This is a genomic window from Vibrio harveyi, assembly GCF_030060435.1.
Taxonomy (GTDB): Bacteria; Pseudomonadota; Gammaproteobacteria; order Enterobacterales; family Vibrionaceae; genus Vibrio; species Vibrio harveyi.
Genome location: NZ_CP125875.1, coordinates 680,810 through 695,199, shown reverse-complemented (window position 1 = coordinate 695,199; position 14,390 = coordinate 680,810). Strand labels below are relative to the sequence as shown.

The following is a 14,390-nucleotide window of genomic DNA, read 5'->3' as shown; positions in this document are numbered from 1 at the left end:
CCTTCCACACCGGAAGGGCTTTATGTTTTAGTGCTCATTGAATAGCGTCAACAAAGCGCTAGTTTGTCCAAGAGCGATAGGCATCGCGTGTGACATCAAGCAAAGCGAGCATCTCTGTGGCATCCTCACCCTGCTCGGCTAACTGATTCGACTTCGCTTTTCGGTCGATCGCAATAGCCAAATCACACAGTCGATCTGCACCAAAGCTTGCGGCACTGCTTTTGAGTGCGTGGCTGATCTCTTTCAAATAGATCAATTGCTCATTGCCTTTAAGATCAGATAATCGGGTTATATAGGTGTCCATTTCCCCTAAAAAAATATCAAGCAAAACGGGCACATTATCACTGCCTATCTCAGCAGACAGCTCTTCAATCTTTTGCTGATTTAATACGTTCATACTCATACGTTTTGTTTTTCGTCCCTGCTATTCCAAGCTTGCAACTTGCGATAAATCGTCGATGGGCTGACATCTAAGTAGCCCGCAGCGCGTGGAATATTGCCATCACACGCTTGAATCGCCTGCTCGATGGCCATTTTCTCAGTCATCCAAAGCGGCATAATGTCTGACACCGTCAAAATGTCAGGTTCAATAAATTTTGATGCCGATTGACGAACCACTGGCTGGTTCAACGGCGGTGGCAGCATGTCTAACGTAATCTCTTTGCCGTTGTTCAATACCACAATGTTGCGCAGTACGTTTTGCAACTGACGAACGTTACCCGGCCATTCATAACTATTGAACCTATCAATCACCTCTTGCGAGAAGCGGATGAAGCTTTTGCCTTCTTCGTGAGACATATAACCAAGCAACGAATAAGCAATCTCAATTACATCTTCGCCACGCTCACGCAGCGGTGGAAGGTGCAATGGGATCACGTACAAACGATAGTACAAGTCTTCACGAAAACGCCCTTCTTGCACTTCCTTCCAAGGGTCGCGGTTCGTTGCGCAAACAAAACGTACGTCCACACTCTTCATCTTCGAAGAACCGACTTTTTGGAACGTCCCCGTTTGAATGAATCTTAGTAACTTTGTCTGGAGGTCTAGGTCCATCTCACAAAGCTCATCAAGAAACAAAGTGCCACCGTCAGCAAGCTCAGCCGCACCTTGTCGGTCATTTGCCGCGCCAGTAAATGCACCTTTTACGTGACCAAATAGCTCGCTCTCAATCAGATCTTTAGGGATGGCAGCACAGTTAATGGCGATAAACGGCTTATCACCACGTTTGCTTGCTGCGTGAATTGCCTCGGCACACACCTCTTTACCAGTACCACTTTCACCCGTGATGAAAATACTTGCTTTACTGCTCGCCGCCGAGTCAATAGTGCGGTAAACCTGCTGCATGGTTTGGCTACTGCCAATAAAGCCTTGGTAATTTTGGTTGCCCGGATTATCCGCTTCATTTTTAAGCTTGGTAGCTTTACGGATCGCATTATTTACCGTGACGCGTAAACGGTCAGCTTCACATGGTTTAATTAAGAAATCTTGAGAACCATGACGCATTGCTTCTACCGCAGTATCGATAGAGCCATGGGCAGTCATAAAGATAATTGGCACGTCTGGGTGACTTTTCTTCACTGCGTGCAATACATCCATCCCCGTCATATCAGGTAGACGAAGATCGAGCAGAATAAGATCAGGAATACGGTGGTTCAGACTTTCGATTGCGTCTCTGCCTGTACCAACAATATTGATATCGATGCCGAGTGGCGTTAGGTAAGAACGGTACAATGCCGCGACAGATGCGGTGTCTTCTACCATTAGTAGATAACGAGACTTTTGACCTTCTGTTATTTGTTGCATAGCCTAGCCGATTTTTTGTTGTGTTTTAAATAATAATCGCATTACGCTTTGCATTTTGCAAATAATCATTCGTAAGATTGTGGGTATTCTAAATAAACTAAACCGAATATCAACAGGTTAAATTATGGCACAAACCATGCTCTTAAACTAATGACCCCTCGGGTCACCTAGCCAACTGACGTTGTTAGTGAACGATATGTTCACAAAACGAGCCAATAGATCCGACTGCCTATTGGCTTCTTTTTTGTCTGTTGAGTAAGGGGAAAGAAAGTGCCCAAGCGATTTATGTAAACACAAACACTTAGGCATGGAATGAAACAATCAATCAACTGTTAGCGATGAACTGCTCGCGTAACTTCTCAATCTCGTCACGCTTTTGCGCTGCTAATTCAAATTCCAGATCTTGAGCATGTTGGTACATCGCCGCTTCTAGACGACTGATCTCTTTCTCCAACTGCTGTGGAGACATAATTTCGTAGGTTTGCGAAGGCTCTGCCACTTTCGATAACGGAACTTGCTTAGTGTTCCGTTGACGTTTGGACTTAGTGATATCCCCCAGCTCCATAATGTCTTTGATATTGCGCTTCAAGGCTTGAGGTTCAATGCCCATCTCTGCGTTATATGCCTTTTGCTTCTCACGGCGACGGTCCGTTTCGTCCATTGCTTTCTTCATCGATTTAGTGATCGAATCTGCGTAAAGAATCGCTTTACCTTTGATGTTACGAGCTGCACGCCCAATGGTCTGAATCAATGAACGCTCTGAACGCAAGAAGCCTTCTTTATCTGCATCCAAGATCGCCACCAGCGATACTTCGGGCATATCGAGACCTTCTCGCAACAAGTTGATCCCTACCAACACGTCGAACTCACCTAAACGAAGGTCGCGAATAATTTCGACACGCTCAACGGTGTCGATATCTGAGTGAAGGTATCGAACTTTCACATCGTGCTCGTGAAGGTATTCGGTCAAGTCTTCTGCCATACGCTTGGTTAACGTCGTCACCAGAACACGCTCATCTTTCGCCGCTCGAATGCGAATTTCAGACAACAAGTCATCAACTTGAGTCGATACCGGACGTACTTCCAATTCCGGATCGAGCAGACCCGTTGGGCGTACAACCTGATCAGCAATCTCATCGGCTGATTTTTCCAGCTCGTAGTTACCTGGTGTCGCTGATACAAATATCGTCTGTGGAGAAATCGCCTCAAATTCTTCAAACTTCATCGGACGGTTATCCAATGCTGAAGGTAAACGGAAGCCAAACTCCACCAATGTCTCTTTACGCGAACGGTCACCTTTATACATCGCACCAATTTGTGGAACCGTAACGTGCGATTCGTCGATGATCAGTAAACCATCATGAGGTAAGTAATCGAATAGTGTTGGGGGCGGCTCACCCTCCGCTCGACCACTTAAGTAACGGGAGTAGTTTTCGATACCTGAACAGAAGCCTAGCTCGTTCATCATCTCAATATCGAACTGAGTTCGTTGGCTGATGCGTTGCTCTTCTAGAAGCTTGTTGTTATCTAGCAACTGCTTCTTGCGAACTTCAAGCTCATCTTTGATGCTTTCAATCGCATCAAGGATACGCTCACGCGGGGTCACATAGTGAGTCTTTGGATAGATGGTATAACGTGGTAAGTCACGCTGTTTCACCACTCCAGTCAGAGGGTCGAATACGCTAATGCAATCCACTTCATCATCAAACATTTCGACACGGACCGCATCTTGGTCTGATTCTGCCGGAAAGATATCAATCACTTCACCACGAACGCGGAACTGACCGCGTTCGAATGCAACGTCATTGCGAGAATATTGCAACTCTGCAAGACGGCGCAGCATATCACGCTGATCAATCACATCTCCACGGCGCAGGTGCAACATCATTTGCAGATACGATTCCGGATCACCCAAACCATAAATAGCCGATACCGACGCTACGATGATCGCATCTTTGCGTTCTAGTAAGGCTTTAGTGGCCGATAAACGCATTTGCTCAATATGAGCGTTAACTGAAGCATCCTTTTCAATAAAGGTGTCCGTCGTTGGAACGTATGCTTCGGGTTGGTAGTAATCATAGTAAGAGACGAAGTACTCTACGGCATTATTTGGGAAGAAGGCTTTCATCTCACCATACAGCTGAGCTGCCAGCGTTTTGTTTGGTGCAAGAAGGATGGCAGGACGCTGCGCTTGCGCAATCACATTTGCCAACGTGAATGTTTTACCTGAGCCAGTTACACCCAATAGCGTCTGATGAGCAAGACCTGCGTCTAACCCTTCCAATAACTGTTTGATAGCGGTTGGCTGATCACCAGATGGTTGATACTCAGAGACCAGTTCATAAACTTTACTCATACCCTTCCTCAAATTCACTGCACTTTGGCTGTATATATATACACCTTATTAGATGAAATCTACGTCTATTTTAGATTTATAGCTCATTGTTACTAATTTTTGTGCTTTCTCTATTTTGATCTAGCCTTAGTCTGATGACTCTGTTATAGTCTTTCGCCCTACTTGGTGATACTCCCCAAATCATCACAATTTAGTTTCCACAACTTTTCCCCAGAAAGACCTAATATTATCCTTTATCCCCAAAAGGCTAAATTTTATCCACTTTAACTAATTCTGCGTCAATCTAAATAAATCACTGTTTTATTTGCTTATTCAGTGCCTATTTCTGCTTAAAAATTCAAAACAAAACAACACTGTTGCATATAAAAGATCTTTACTCAGATCTCATCAACATAGTTATCCACAAATTTGGTGGATAAGTAACTCCAGCCCTTTACTGGCAAGGATTACAAGAAAGTAAAGATAAAATTCCATTATTTTTTACTAGAAATGTGTTTTTTAGGTGTTGACAGAAATATAGGTGCTCGGTAAGATTCGACCCGCTTTCAAGCAAAGCAATTCCTCCTTAGCTCAGTCGGTAGAGCGACGGACTGTTAATCCGCAGGTCGCTGGTTCGAATCCAGCAGGAGGAGCCAAATTCCAGACAAAGCCGTGTCGAAAGACGCGGCTTTTTCGTATCTGCTCCTCTAGAATCTCAGCACAAATAAGCTTAGTAAATACAGTTACACAATCTCTTCATACACACCGCTTCTTCCTAATTCGAATGACGGCAAATCTGCTCATTACTCTGTTTTATACCCAAGTAACCTCGAGATGCTAGGTTCAGCGAGACTGACTTGGTTTGTAGACGCGGCGGCGATTTAAAGGTTTAGTGGGTCTAAATCAAGAATCGGCAACAAAGTATACAAGCCAAGGCAGCTCGCCCTTTGGGAGCGTGTCATTGACCCGATTGCTGCGTCAAACAACTTGGAAAGAGCTGGCTATTACACTGCGTTGTTTTCCTTGCTCTCGAATCAATGACAACGCTCTGAATCCTGCATCTTGAAGTCACTTGGGTATACTTTTAATTCGCCGATAAATTCACGATACCAAGCATTAAATGTGTGGTTCCAAAAGCAAAAGCCAACCATAAGCCTATGATTCAAAAATTAATGCATTTTAATCATTTAAAAAATGAAAAGCATTCATTTTACTCATAGATAGTAAGTCCATACGATTGAAAGGGTTAAGAATGGTTCCGTCCTACTCGTCGCCTCCATTCTATTTATCAATAACTTAGGGATTTACTAATGACTATTCCGACGACTGATATGCTTGACGCATGGACTGGATTCGCTGCTGGTGAATGGCAAAATGCTGTCAACACTCGTGACTTCATCCAAAAAAACTACACCCCTTATGAAGGAGACGAGTCCTTCTTAGCTGAGGTAAGTGAATCTACGTCAGCATTGTGGAACCAAGTGCTTGAAGGCATTAAACAAGAAAGCCGCACACACGCGCCTGTTGATTTCGATACCGCTCTGCCATCAACAATTACTTCTCACGATGCGGGTTACATCAACAAAGATTTAGAAAAGATCGTTGGCTTACAAACCGAACAGCCACTCAAACGTGCCATTATCGCCAATGGCGGCATTCGTATGGTGAAAAACTCGTGCGAAGTGTACGGTCGAGAGCTAGACCCAACCGTAGAAAAGATCTTCACCGAATACCGCAAAACTCACAACAAAGCGTGTTTCGATCTGTACACCAAAGAGATCCTAGCGTGTCGTAAATCAGGCATCATTACTGGTCTTCCAGATGCTTATGGTCGTGGACGTATCATCGGTGATTACCGACGTATCGCCCTTTACGGTATCGAATTCTTAAAAGCAGATAAAAAAGAGCAATACAACTCAACACAAACTTTCCTAGAGCGTGGCAGTGATCTTGAAAAGACACTTCGCCTGCGTGAAGAGATTGCCGATCAAGTTCAAGCACTTGAAGACATTCGTCAAATGGGTCTGAAATACGGCATTGATATGTCGCTACCCGCAAAAACAGCACAAGAAGCGATTCAATTTACCTACTTTGGCTACCTAGCGGCGGTTAAATCACAAAATGGCGCTGCAATGTCATTGGGTCGAACATCAACCTTCTTAGACGTTTATCTAGAACGCGATATCGCAAATGGTTTGATTGATGAATCACAAGCGCAAGAGATGATCGACCACTTCATCATGAAATTGCGCATGGTTCGCTTCCTGCGTACACCAGAATACGATTCACTGTTTTCTGGTGACCCAATCTGGGCAACAGAAGCCATGGCTGGGATGGGGGTAGATGGTCGCACGCTCGTAACTAAAACGACATTCCGCTACTTACATACATTGCATACTATGGGACCAGCACCAGAGCCAAACATGACGATCCTGTGGTCAGAGCAATTACCAGAGACGTTTAAGCAATACGCAGCAAAAGTGTCAATTGATACGTCTTCCGTTCAGTACGAAAACGACGATCTGATGCGCCCAGATTTCAATAACGACGATTACGCGATAGCTTGTTGTGTGAGTCCACAGATTGTTGGTCAACACATGCAGTTCTTTGGCGCACGAGCCAACCTTGCAAAAGCGCTGCTATACACAATCAACGGCGGCATAGACGAGAAATCTAAAGCGCAAGTAGGTCCATCTGTAGAAAAAGTTCAAGATGAAATTCTCGACTTTGACGCACTAATGCCGCGCTTCGATAACATGTTGGAATGGTTAGCGACTCAATATGTCACTGCGTTGAACATCATCCATTACTCGCATGACCGTTACAGCTACGAAGCGTCATTAATGGCACTGATGGATCGTGACGTACATCGAACCATGGCGTGTGGTATTGCGGGTCTATCTGTGGTGGCAGACTCTTTAGCTGCAATCAAATTCGCAACAGTGAAACCGATTCGCGACGAGAATGGCATCGCCGTTGATTTTGAAATCGAAGGTGACTACCCGAAATTCGGTAACAATGATCCACGCGTTGATGACATCGCTTGTGATCTAGTAGAGCGCTTCATGAAAAAAATTCAGAAGATGCACACTTATCGTGAAGCTGTGCCAACTCAGTCGATCCTAACCATCACATCTAACGTGGTTTACGGCAAAAAAACGGGTAACACGCCAGATGGTCGCCGCGCAGGTATGCCGTTTGGTCCAGGTGCAAACCCAATGCATGGTCGTGATGAAAAAGGAGCGGTTGCTTCGTTAGCTTCGGTTTCCAAACTGCCGTTTGCTTACGCGAAAGATGGCATTTCTTACACCTTCTCAATTGTACCCAATGCATTAGGTAAAGATGAGTCAAGCCAGAAGAAGAACCTTGCAGCACTAATGGATGGGTACTTCCATCATGAAGCAAGCAATGAGACTATTGCGATTGAAGGTGGTCAGCATCTCAATGTTAATGTTCTCAACCGAGAGATGCTGTTAGATGCGGTTGAACATCCTGAAAAATACCCTCAATTGACGATTCGAGTGTCTGGTTACGCAGTGCGTTTTAACTCGCTAACGAGAGAGCAGCAACAAGACGTTATCAGCCGTACCTTTACAGAAAAACTGTAAGTCAATTTAGAAACGTTAACCTTAGCTCATCCCCCTAGTCCATTAGGGGTATGAGCATTTTCTATTTCGTTTTATCCAAGAAATGAAGAGTGAAGCCGCCAGCAAAGCGTGCGTTAAATCAGTAACAAAAATTGCGTTTTCCTTTGTTAACAACCATTCACCAAACTTTTCAATTTCTTATTAATCCATCCACTCACATCACATACACGTATAATTTTCCATCGGGTGCATAAAACCACACCGTTCTTTGGTTGTTATTGGTGTCACAAAACACGATAATATTGGGATCGGATTTTAAGAACGTAATAACTATGACCGAATATATTTTGTTGTTGGTCGGCACTGTGCTGGTGAACAACTTTGTACTGGTGAAGTTTTTAGGCTTGTGTCCTTTTATGGGCGTGTCTAAAAAACTGGAAACAGCAATTGGCATGGGCTTAGCTACAACTTTTGTACTAACGCTCGCGTCTGTGTGTGCATACTTAGTGGAAAGCTATGTTTTACGTCCACTGGGCATCGAATATCTACGAACCATGAGCTTTATTTTGGTGATCGCTGTTGTAGTACAGTTCACCGAAATGGTCGTGCACAAAACCAGCCCGACGCTTTATCGTCTGTTGGGTATCTTCCTACCATTGATTACAACGAACTGTGCTGTTTTGGGTGTTGCCCTGCTTAACATCAATGAAAACCACAACTTCATTGAATCGATCATTTACGGTTTTGGTGCGGCAGTTGGCTTCTCTTTGGTATTGATCCTATTTGCGTCAATGCGTGAACGTATTGCTGCAGCTGACGTACCTGTACCCTTTAAAGGTGCTTCGATTGCAATGATCACCGCAGGTCTTATGTCTCTTGCCTTCATGGGCTTTACTGGTTTGGTGAAGTAGACAATGAGTACTATTTTAATTGCGATCATTGCCCTTGCAGCGCTTGCCGCTGTATTTGGGGCCATACTCGGTTTTGCGTCGATTCGCTTCAAAGTAGAAGCCGACCCGATCGTCGATCAAATCGATTCTATTCTTCCTCAAACTCAGTGTGGTCAGTGTGGCTACCCAGGTTGTCGTCCGTACGCAGAAGCGATTGCTAACGGCGATCAAATCAACAAGTGTCCCCCAGGTGGTCAAGCGACCATTGAAAAACTGGCGGATTTGATGGGCGTCGAAGCGGAAGAGTCGGCACACGATCTCGACAACAAAGTCAAAACCGTTGCTTTCATCCATGAAGACATGTGTATCGGTTGTACCAAGTGTATTCAAGCGTGTCCTGTCGATGCGATTGTTGGTGGTACTAAAGCCCTTCATACCGTTATCAAAGACGAGTGTACCGGTTGTGACTTGTGCGTTGCTCCTTGTCCAACTGACTGTATTGAAATGATTCCTGTGGAAACTACCACAGAGAGCTGGAAGTGGAAGCTTAACGCTATTCCAGTAGTTAACATTACGGATGCTGCCAGTGCAGCGAACGTGACTGATTCAATTAAATAAGGTTTCGTATGTTGTCTTTGATTGAACAAATTCGTACTGGTTCGCTATGGGATTTCCCAGGTGGCGTGCATCCGGCAGAAAACAAAAAGCAATCCAACAAAACTGAATTGGTTCATGCAGCCATTCCGTCGGAAATCGTCCTACCTCTAAAACAACACATAGGTAAAGCAGGTAATCTATTGATTGCTGTTGGCGACAAGGTGTTGAAAGGTCAGCAACTAACGGCGTCAGACAGTGGCTTTACCGTTCCGGTTCATGCACCAACTTCCGGTCAAGTGACGGCTATTGAGCCACGAACCGTTGCTCACCCATCGGGTTTGAGCGAACTGTGCGCAGTGATTACACCTGATGGTAACGATGCTTGGTGTGAGAAAACGCCCGTTGCCGATTACACTCAAGAATCCGCTGATGCGTTAATCGATGTGATTCGCCTTGCTGGTATCTCTGGCATGGGTGGCGCAGGCTTCCCTACTGCTAAGAAGATCCAATCGGGTATCGCACGTACCGAAATTCTTATTGTCAACGCAGCCGAATGTGAGCCTTACATCACCGCCGATGACAAACTCATGCAAGAACATGCTGACGAATTGATCCAAGGGATCGAGATCGTCGAGCATATCCTTAAGCCAAAACTGACCATCATCGGTATTGAAGATAACAAGCCAGCAGCAATCAAAGCACTGGAACAAGCGGCGATGAACAAAGACATCGTGATCCGCGTTATCCCAACCAAATACCCTTCTGGTGGTGAGAAGCAGCTCATCAAGATTTTGACCAATAAAGAAGTTCCTAGCGGTGCTATCCCTGCAGATATTGGCATCCTGGTTCAAAACGTTGGTTCTCTATACTCAATTAAACGTGCAGTGATCGATGGCGAACCTATGGTCAATCGCATCGTGACGCTTACAGGTAAAACCTTCAAACAACCACGTAACGTTTGGACGCTTCTTGGTACGCCAGTACAAGCGCTTTTAGATGAGTTTGGCTATAAAGCAGATAAAAAGCTGCAGCGTCTGATCATGGGTGGTCCAATGATGGGCTTTACCCTACCTCACGCTCAGGTTCCTATCACTAAAACGGCAAACTGTATTCTGGCACCGAAACGTCGTGAGATCGCCTCTGACCAACACGAAATGGAATGCATTCGTTGTAGCCAATGTGCTGAGGCATGCCCTGCCTCACTACTGCCACAGCAGCTCCAGTGGTATGCGAAAAGCCAAGAATACGACAAGCTGGAAGAGCTGAACTTAAAAGACTGTATTGAATGTGGTGCGTGTGCATTTGTGTGTCCAAGTGAGATTCCACTGGTTCAATATTATCGTCAAGCGAAAGCTGAAATCCGTACTCGCGCTCAAGAAGCGGCAGCCGCTGAACGAGCTAAACTGCGCTTTGAAGAGAAAAAAGCGCGTATGGAACGCGAAAAAGCAGAACGTGAGAATCGCTTCAAGAAAGCCGCGGATGATCGTCGTAAAGACATGAAAGCCTCTGGCGGTGACGATGCGATTGCTGCAGCGATCGCTCGTGTGAAAGCGCAAAAAGAGAACGCTGAAGCGAAAGCCGAGCCAGCAGTGAAACCAGCGGTTGCTGCCGCGATTGCCAAAGCAAAAGCAAAACAAGCTGCGGCGGCTCAATCTGGTGCAGCGGAGCCTGATAACTCAGAAATGGCGAAGCTACGCGAAGAGCGCAAACGTATTGCTCGTGAGCGTAAAGCACAAAAAGAGCAAGGTGACACATCTGAGGATAATGCTGACGATAAGAAGTCTGCAGTTGCAGCCGCTATTGCCCGTGCAAAAGCCAAGAAAGCTCAGCAAGAAGACACATCAACACCTGCTGAAGCTGGTGACAAAAAAGCAGCCGTCGCGGCAGCTATCGCCAGAGCTAAAGCGAAAAAAGCACAACAAGAGGATTCAACCGAACCTGTAGAATCAGAAACGTCTGAACAGCAAGGCGGTGATCCTAAGAAAGCCGCAGTTGCTGCAGCGATTGCTCGTGCAAAAGCGCGCAAAGCTCAGCAAGAAGAATCAACTGAATCTGTAGAAACGGAAGCACCTGCAGAACAAGCGGAAGATCCGAAGAAAGCCGCAGTTGCTGCAGCGATTGCTCGTGCAAAAGCGCGCAAAGCTAAGCAAGAAAACTCTACAGAACCTGTAGAAACGGAAGCTCCTGCTGAACAAGCTGAAGATCCGAAAAAAGCCGCTGTTGCCGCAGCCATTGCTCGCGCTAAAGCACGCAAAGCTCAGCAAGAAGCACAAACAGAATCTGTTGAAGCGGAAGCGCCTGCAGAGCAAGTTGAAGATCCAAAGAAAGCCGCAGTTGCCGCTGCGATTGCTCGTGCAAAAGCGCGCAAAGCTAAGCAAGAAAACTCTACAGAACCTGTAGAAACTGAAGCTCCTGCTGAACAAGTTGAAGATCCAAAGAAAGCCGCAGTTGCCGCTGCGATTGCTCGTGCTAAAGCACGTAAGGCTCAGCAAGAATCACAAGCTGAATCCATTGAAGAAGCGCCTTCTGTAGAGCCAGAAGTGGATCCGAAGAAAGCTGCAGTTGCCGCTGCCATTGCCCGCGCTAAAGCACGTAAGGCTCAGCAAGAAGCACAATCTGAATCCGTTGAAGAAGCGCCTTCTGAAGAGCCAGAAGTGGATCCAAAGAAAGCTGCAGTTGCCGCTGCCATTGCCCGCGCTAAAGCGCGTAAGGCTCAGCAAGAAGCGAATAAGAACAATACTGAGGAGAACGAGTAATGTCGTTTTTTATTGCCAGTTCACCACACGCTCACAGCCGTCGTAGTACGCCTGATTTGATGAAATGGGTAGCGCTGTGTGCAATTCCTGGCTTAGTGGCTCAAACCTACTTCTTTGGTTGGGGCACCATCATTCAACTTGTGTTCGCTATTGCGGTCGCGGTGTCGCTAGAAGCGCTAGTCATGCTTGTGCGTAAGCGTTCACCAATGCGTGCACTTCGTGATAACAGTGCCATCGTGACAGCATGGTTATTAGCCGTTGCTATCCCACCATGGTCTCCGTGGTGGATCATGGTCATCGGCTTGATTTTTGCCATCGTGATCGCGAAGCACCTATACGGTGGTATTGGTCAAAACCTATTTAACCCAGCGATGGTCGCCTACGTGGTGCTACTTATCTCCTTCCCTGTCCAGATGACAAGTTGGAGCGCACCTGTTTCATTGATGTCTGAGCACGTTAGTTTTGCAGACGCGTTATCTCTGATCTTCACTGGTTATGATTTTGATGGCTTGTCACTACAACAAGTTCGCGCTGGAGTGGATGGCGTGACAATGGCAACCCCATTAGACGCATTTAAAACCGGTATCCACACTGGTGCGACACCAAGTGAAGTGCTATCACAACCTATGTTTGGTGGTCTTGCTGGTATCGGTTGGCAATGGGTAAACCTTGCTTACTTAGTCGGTGGACTGGTTATGATCAAAAAGCGCATCATCCAATGGTACATTCCTGTTGGCTTCCTAGGCAGTTTGGCGCTGTTTAGCACAGTATTTAGCTTAATCACGCCAGGAGAAACTGCTTCACCAATCTTCCACCTACTTTCGGGTGCTACGATGTTGGGCGCATTCTTTATCGCAACTGATCCTGTATCAGCATCCACTACCGTGAAAGGTCGTTTGATTTTTGGTGCGCTTATTGGTGCATTGGTATTTATTATTCGTAGTTGGGGCGGTTTCCCAGATGGCGTTGCCTTTGCCGTTCTGCTTGCCAATATGTGTGTACCGTTGATCGACTACTACACCAAACCAAGAACTTACGGTCACTGAGGTAAACATGTTAACCGCTATTAGAAAAAATGGTCTGACACTTGCGATCTTCGCTTGTGCTACAACCGGTCTTGTGGCACTGACTCAGTACCTAACAAAAGATCAAATTAAACTTCAGGAACAAAAGCAATTGCTGTCGGTTCTTAACCAAGTGATTCCGGAAGAAATGCATGACAACAATCTTGTTACAGCGTGTACGATGGTGTCAGCGCCCGATCTAGGTACGGTTCGAGCGATGCCAACTTACATCGCAACTAAAGATGGTCAACCAACGGCAATGGCGATTGAATCCATCGCTCCAGATGGCTACAACGGTGAAATCAAAATCATCACTGGCATCGATAACCAAGGCAAGATCCTTGGTACTCGTATCCTAAGCCATCAAGAAACACCGGGGTTGGGCGATAAAATCGATTTACGTGTTACCGACTGGATTTTGAGTTTCACGGGTAAACAAGTGACAGAAAGTAACTGGAATTCTTGGCGCGTTCGTAAAGATGGTGGCGATTTCGATCAGTTCACTGGTGCTACGATTACCCCTCGCGCGGTAGTGAAAGCGGTAAGAAACACGGTAAACTATGTTAATAAATCTCGTGATGAGATTCTGAACCAGCCCCTAGACTGCGCAGGAGGCAACCATGAGTGAAAATAAACTGCTAATGAAAAACGGCATGTGGAGTAATAACCCAGCCCTAGTGCAACTTCTGGGTTTGTGTCCTCTACTTGCGGTTTCTTCCACCATTACCAACGCGCTTGGTTTGGGTATTGCGACTTTGTTGGTGCTTGTCGGTTCGAACGTGACGGTTTCACTGATTCGTAACTACGTACCAAAAGAAATCCGTATTCCCGTTTTCGTTATGATCATTGCTTCTTTGGTAACTTGCGTTCAACTGCTCATGAATGCTTATGCCTACGGCTTGTATCTATCTCTTGGTATTTTCATTCCTCTGATCGTAACCAACTGTATTATCATTGGTCGTGCGGAAGCTTACGCATCTAAAAATGATCCACTGCCAGCAGCACTAGATGGTTTTTGGATGGGTCTGGGAATGACAACTGTACTGGTTGTACTTGGCGCAATGCGTGAACTTATCGGTAATGGCACCCTGTTTGATGGTGCAGACCTACTCCTTGGCGATTGGGCTGCAGCACTGCGCATTCAAGTATTCCACTTCGATAGCAGCTTCCTACTTGCATTATTACCACCAGGCGCTTTCATCGGGGTAGGACTTTTGATAGCGTTGAAAAATGTTATCGATAGCTCAATTCAGTCACGTCAGCCAAAAGAAGAAAAACCAGCCATTGAGCGTGCTCGCGTAACTAACGCATAATGTAAAAATTCTAAAATCAAGGCTCTACCACTCGTAGGGCCTTTT

At 45.8% G+C, this 14,390-nt stretch carries 10 protein-coding genes and 1 tRNA gene; 8 read left to right on the top strand and 3 right to left on the bottom strand.

Annotation, left to right across the window (positions count from 1 at the left end; all coding sequences use genetic code 11):
• Positions 1-58 precede the first annotated feature (58 nt).
• The 3 genes from luxU to uvrB all read right to left on the bottom strand — a co-directional run bounded on the left by luxU (position 59) and on the right by uvrB (position 4,159).
• Positions 59-403 (bottom strand): quorum-sensing phosphorelay protein LuxU, encoded by a 345-nt coding sequence (luxU, locus tag QMY49_RS03230; protein ID WP_005444699.1) that lies wholly within the window; start codon positions 401-403, stop codon positions 59-61.
• A complete protein-coding gene (gene luxO / locus QMY49_RS03225; RefSeq protein WP_005444697.1) occupies positions 400-1,803 on the bottom strand; it encodes a quorum-sensing sigma-54 dependent transcriptional regulator LuxO in 1,404 nt (467 codons plus the stop codon). The genes luxU and luxO overlap by 4 nt, the downstream gene beginning before the upstream one ends.
• A gap of 325 nt (positions 1,804-2,128) precedes the next feature.
• Positions 2,129-4,159, bottom strand: coding sequence for an excinuclease ABC subunit UvrB (gene uvrB, locus QMY49_RS03220; RefSeq protein ID WP_005444695.1), 2,031 nt, complete (start codon positions 4,157-4,159; stop codon positions 2,129-2,131).
• A 559-nt stretch (positions 4,160-4,718) separates the two neighbouring features.
• On the opposite strand from uvrB, the gene QMY49_RS03215 reads away from it, so the two are divergent.
• The 8 genes from QMY49_RS03215 (at position 4,719) to QMY49_RS03180 (ending at position 14,345) form a co-directional block, all read left to right on the top strand.
• Positions 4,719-4,794 (top strand) — tRNA-Asn (locus QMY49_RS03215).
• A gap of 654 nt (positions 4,795-5,448) precedes the next feature.
• Positions 5,449-7,746 carry a formate C-acetyltransferase gene (gene pflB / locus QMY49_RS03210; protein WP_283312757.1) on the top strand — a complete coding sequence of 766 codons (2,298 nt, stop codon included), beginning with the start codon at positions 5,449-5,451 and terminating at the stop codon, positions 7,744-7,746.
• A 311-nt stretch (positions 7,747-8,057) separates the two neighbouring features.
• The gene (gene rsxA, locus QMY49_RS03205; RefSeq protein WP_005425202.1) at positions 8,058-8,636 is read left to right on the top strand and encodes an electron transport complex subunit RsxA; all 579 of its coding nucleotides are present in this window, start codon (positions 8,058-8,060) and stop codon (positions 8,634-8,636) included.
• A 3-nt stretch (positions 8,637-8,639) separates the two neighbouring features.
• Entirely contained in the window at positions 8,640-9,233 is a 594-nt protein-coding gene (gene rsxB / locus QMY49_RS03200; protein ID WP_005444686.1) for an electron transport complex subunit RsxB, read from the top strand.
• Between the two features lie 8 nt (positions 9,234-9,241).
• On the top strand, positions 9,242-11,968 hold the full coding sequence (gene rsxC / locus QMY49_RS03195) for an electron transport complex subunit RsxC (RefSeq protein ID WP_283312755.1): 2,727 nt from the start codon (positions 9,242-9,244) through the stop codon (positions 11,966-11,968).
• Complete coding sequence (gene rsxD / locus QMY49_RS03190) at positions 11,968-13,014, top strand: electron transport complex subunit RsxD (protein WP_009702728.1); 1,047 nt, start codon at positions 11,968-11,970, stop codon at positions 13,012-13,014. Before rsxC ends, rsxD begins: the two co-directional genes overlap by 1 nt.
• Positions 13,015-13,021: 7 nt before the next feature.
• Entirely contained in the window at positions 13,022-13,660 is a 639-nt protein-coding gene (gene rsxG / locus QMY49_RS03185) for an electron transport complex subunit RsxG (RefSeq protein ID WP_005444679.1), read from the top strand.
• Entirely contained in the window at positions 13,653-14,345 is a 693-nt protein-coding gene (locus tag QMY49_RS03180; RefSeq protein ID WP_239910731.1) for an electron transport complex subunit E, read from the top strand. Before rsxG ends, QMY49_RS03180 begins: the two co-directional genes overlap by 8 nt.
• Positions 14,346-14,390: the final 45 nt, after the last annotated feature.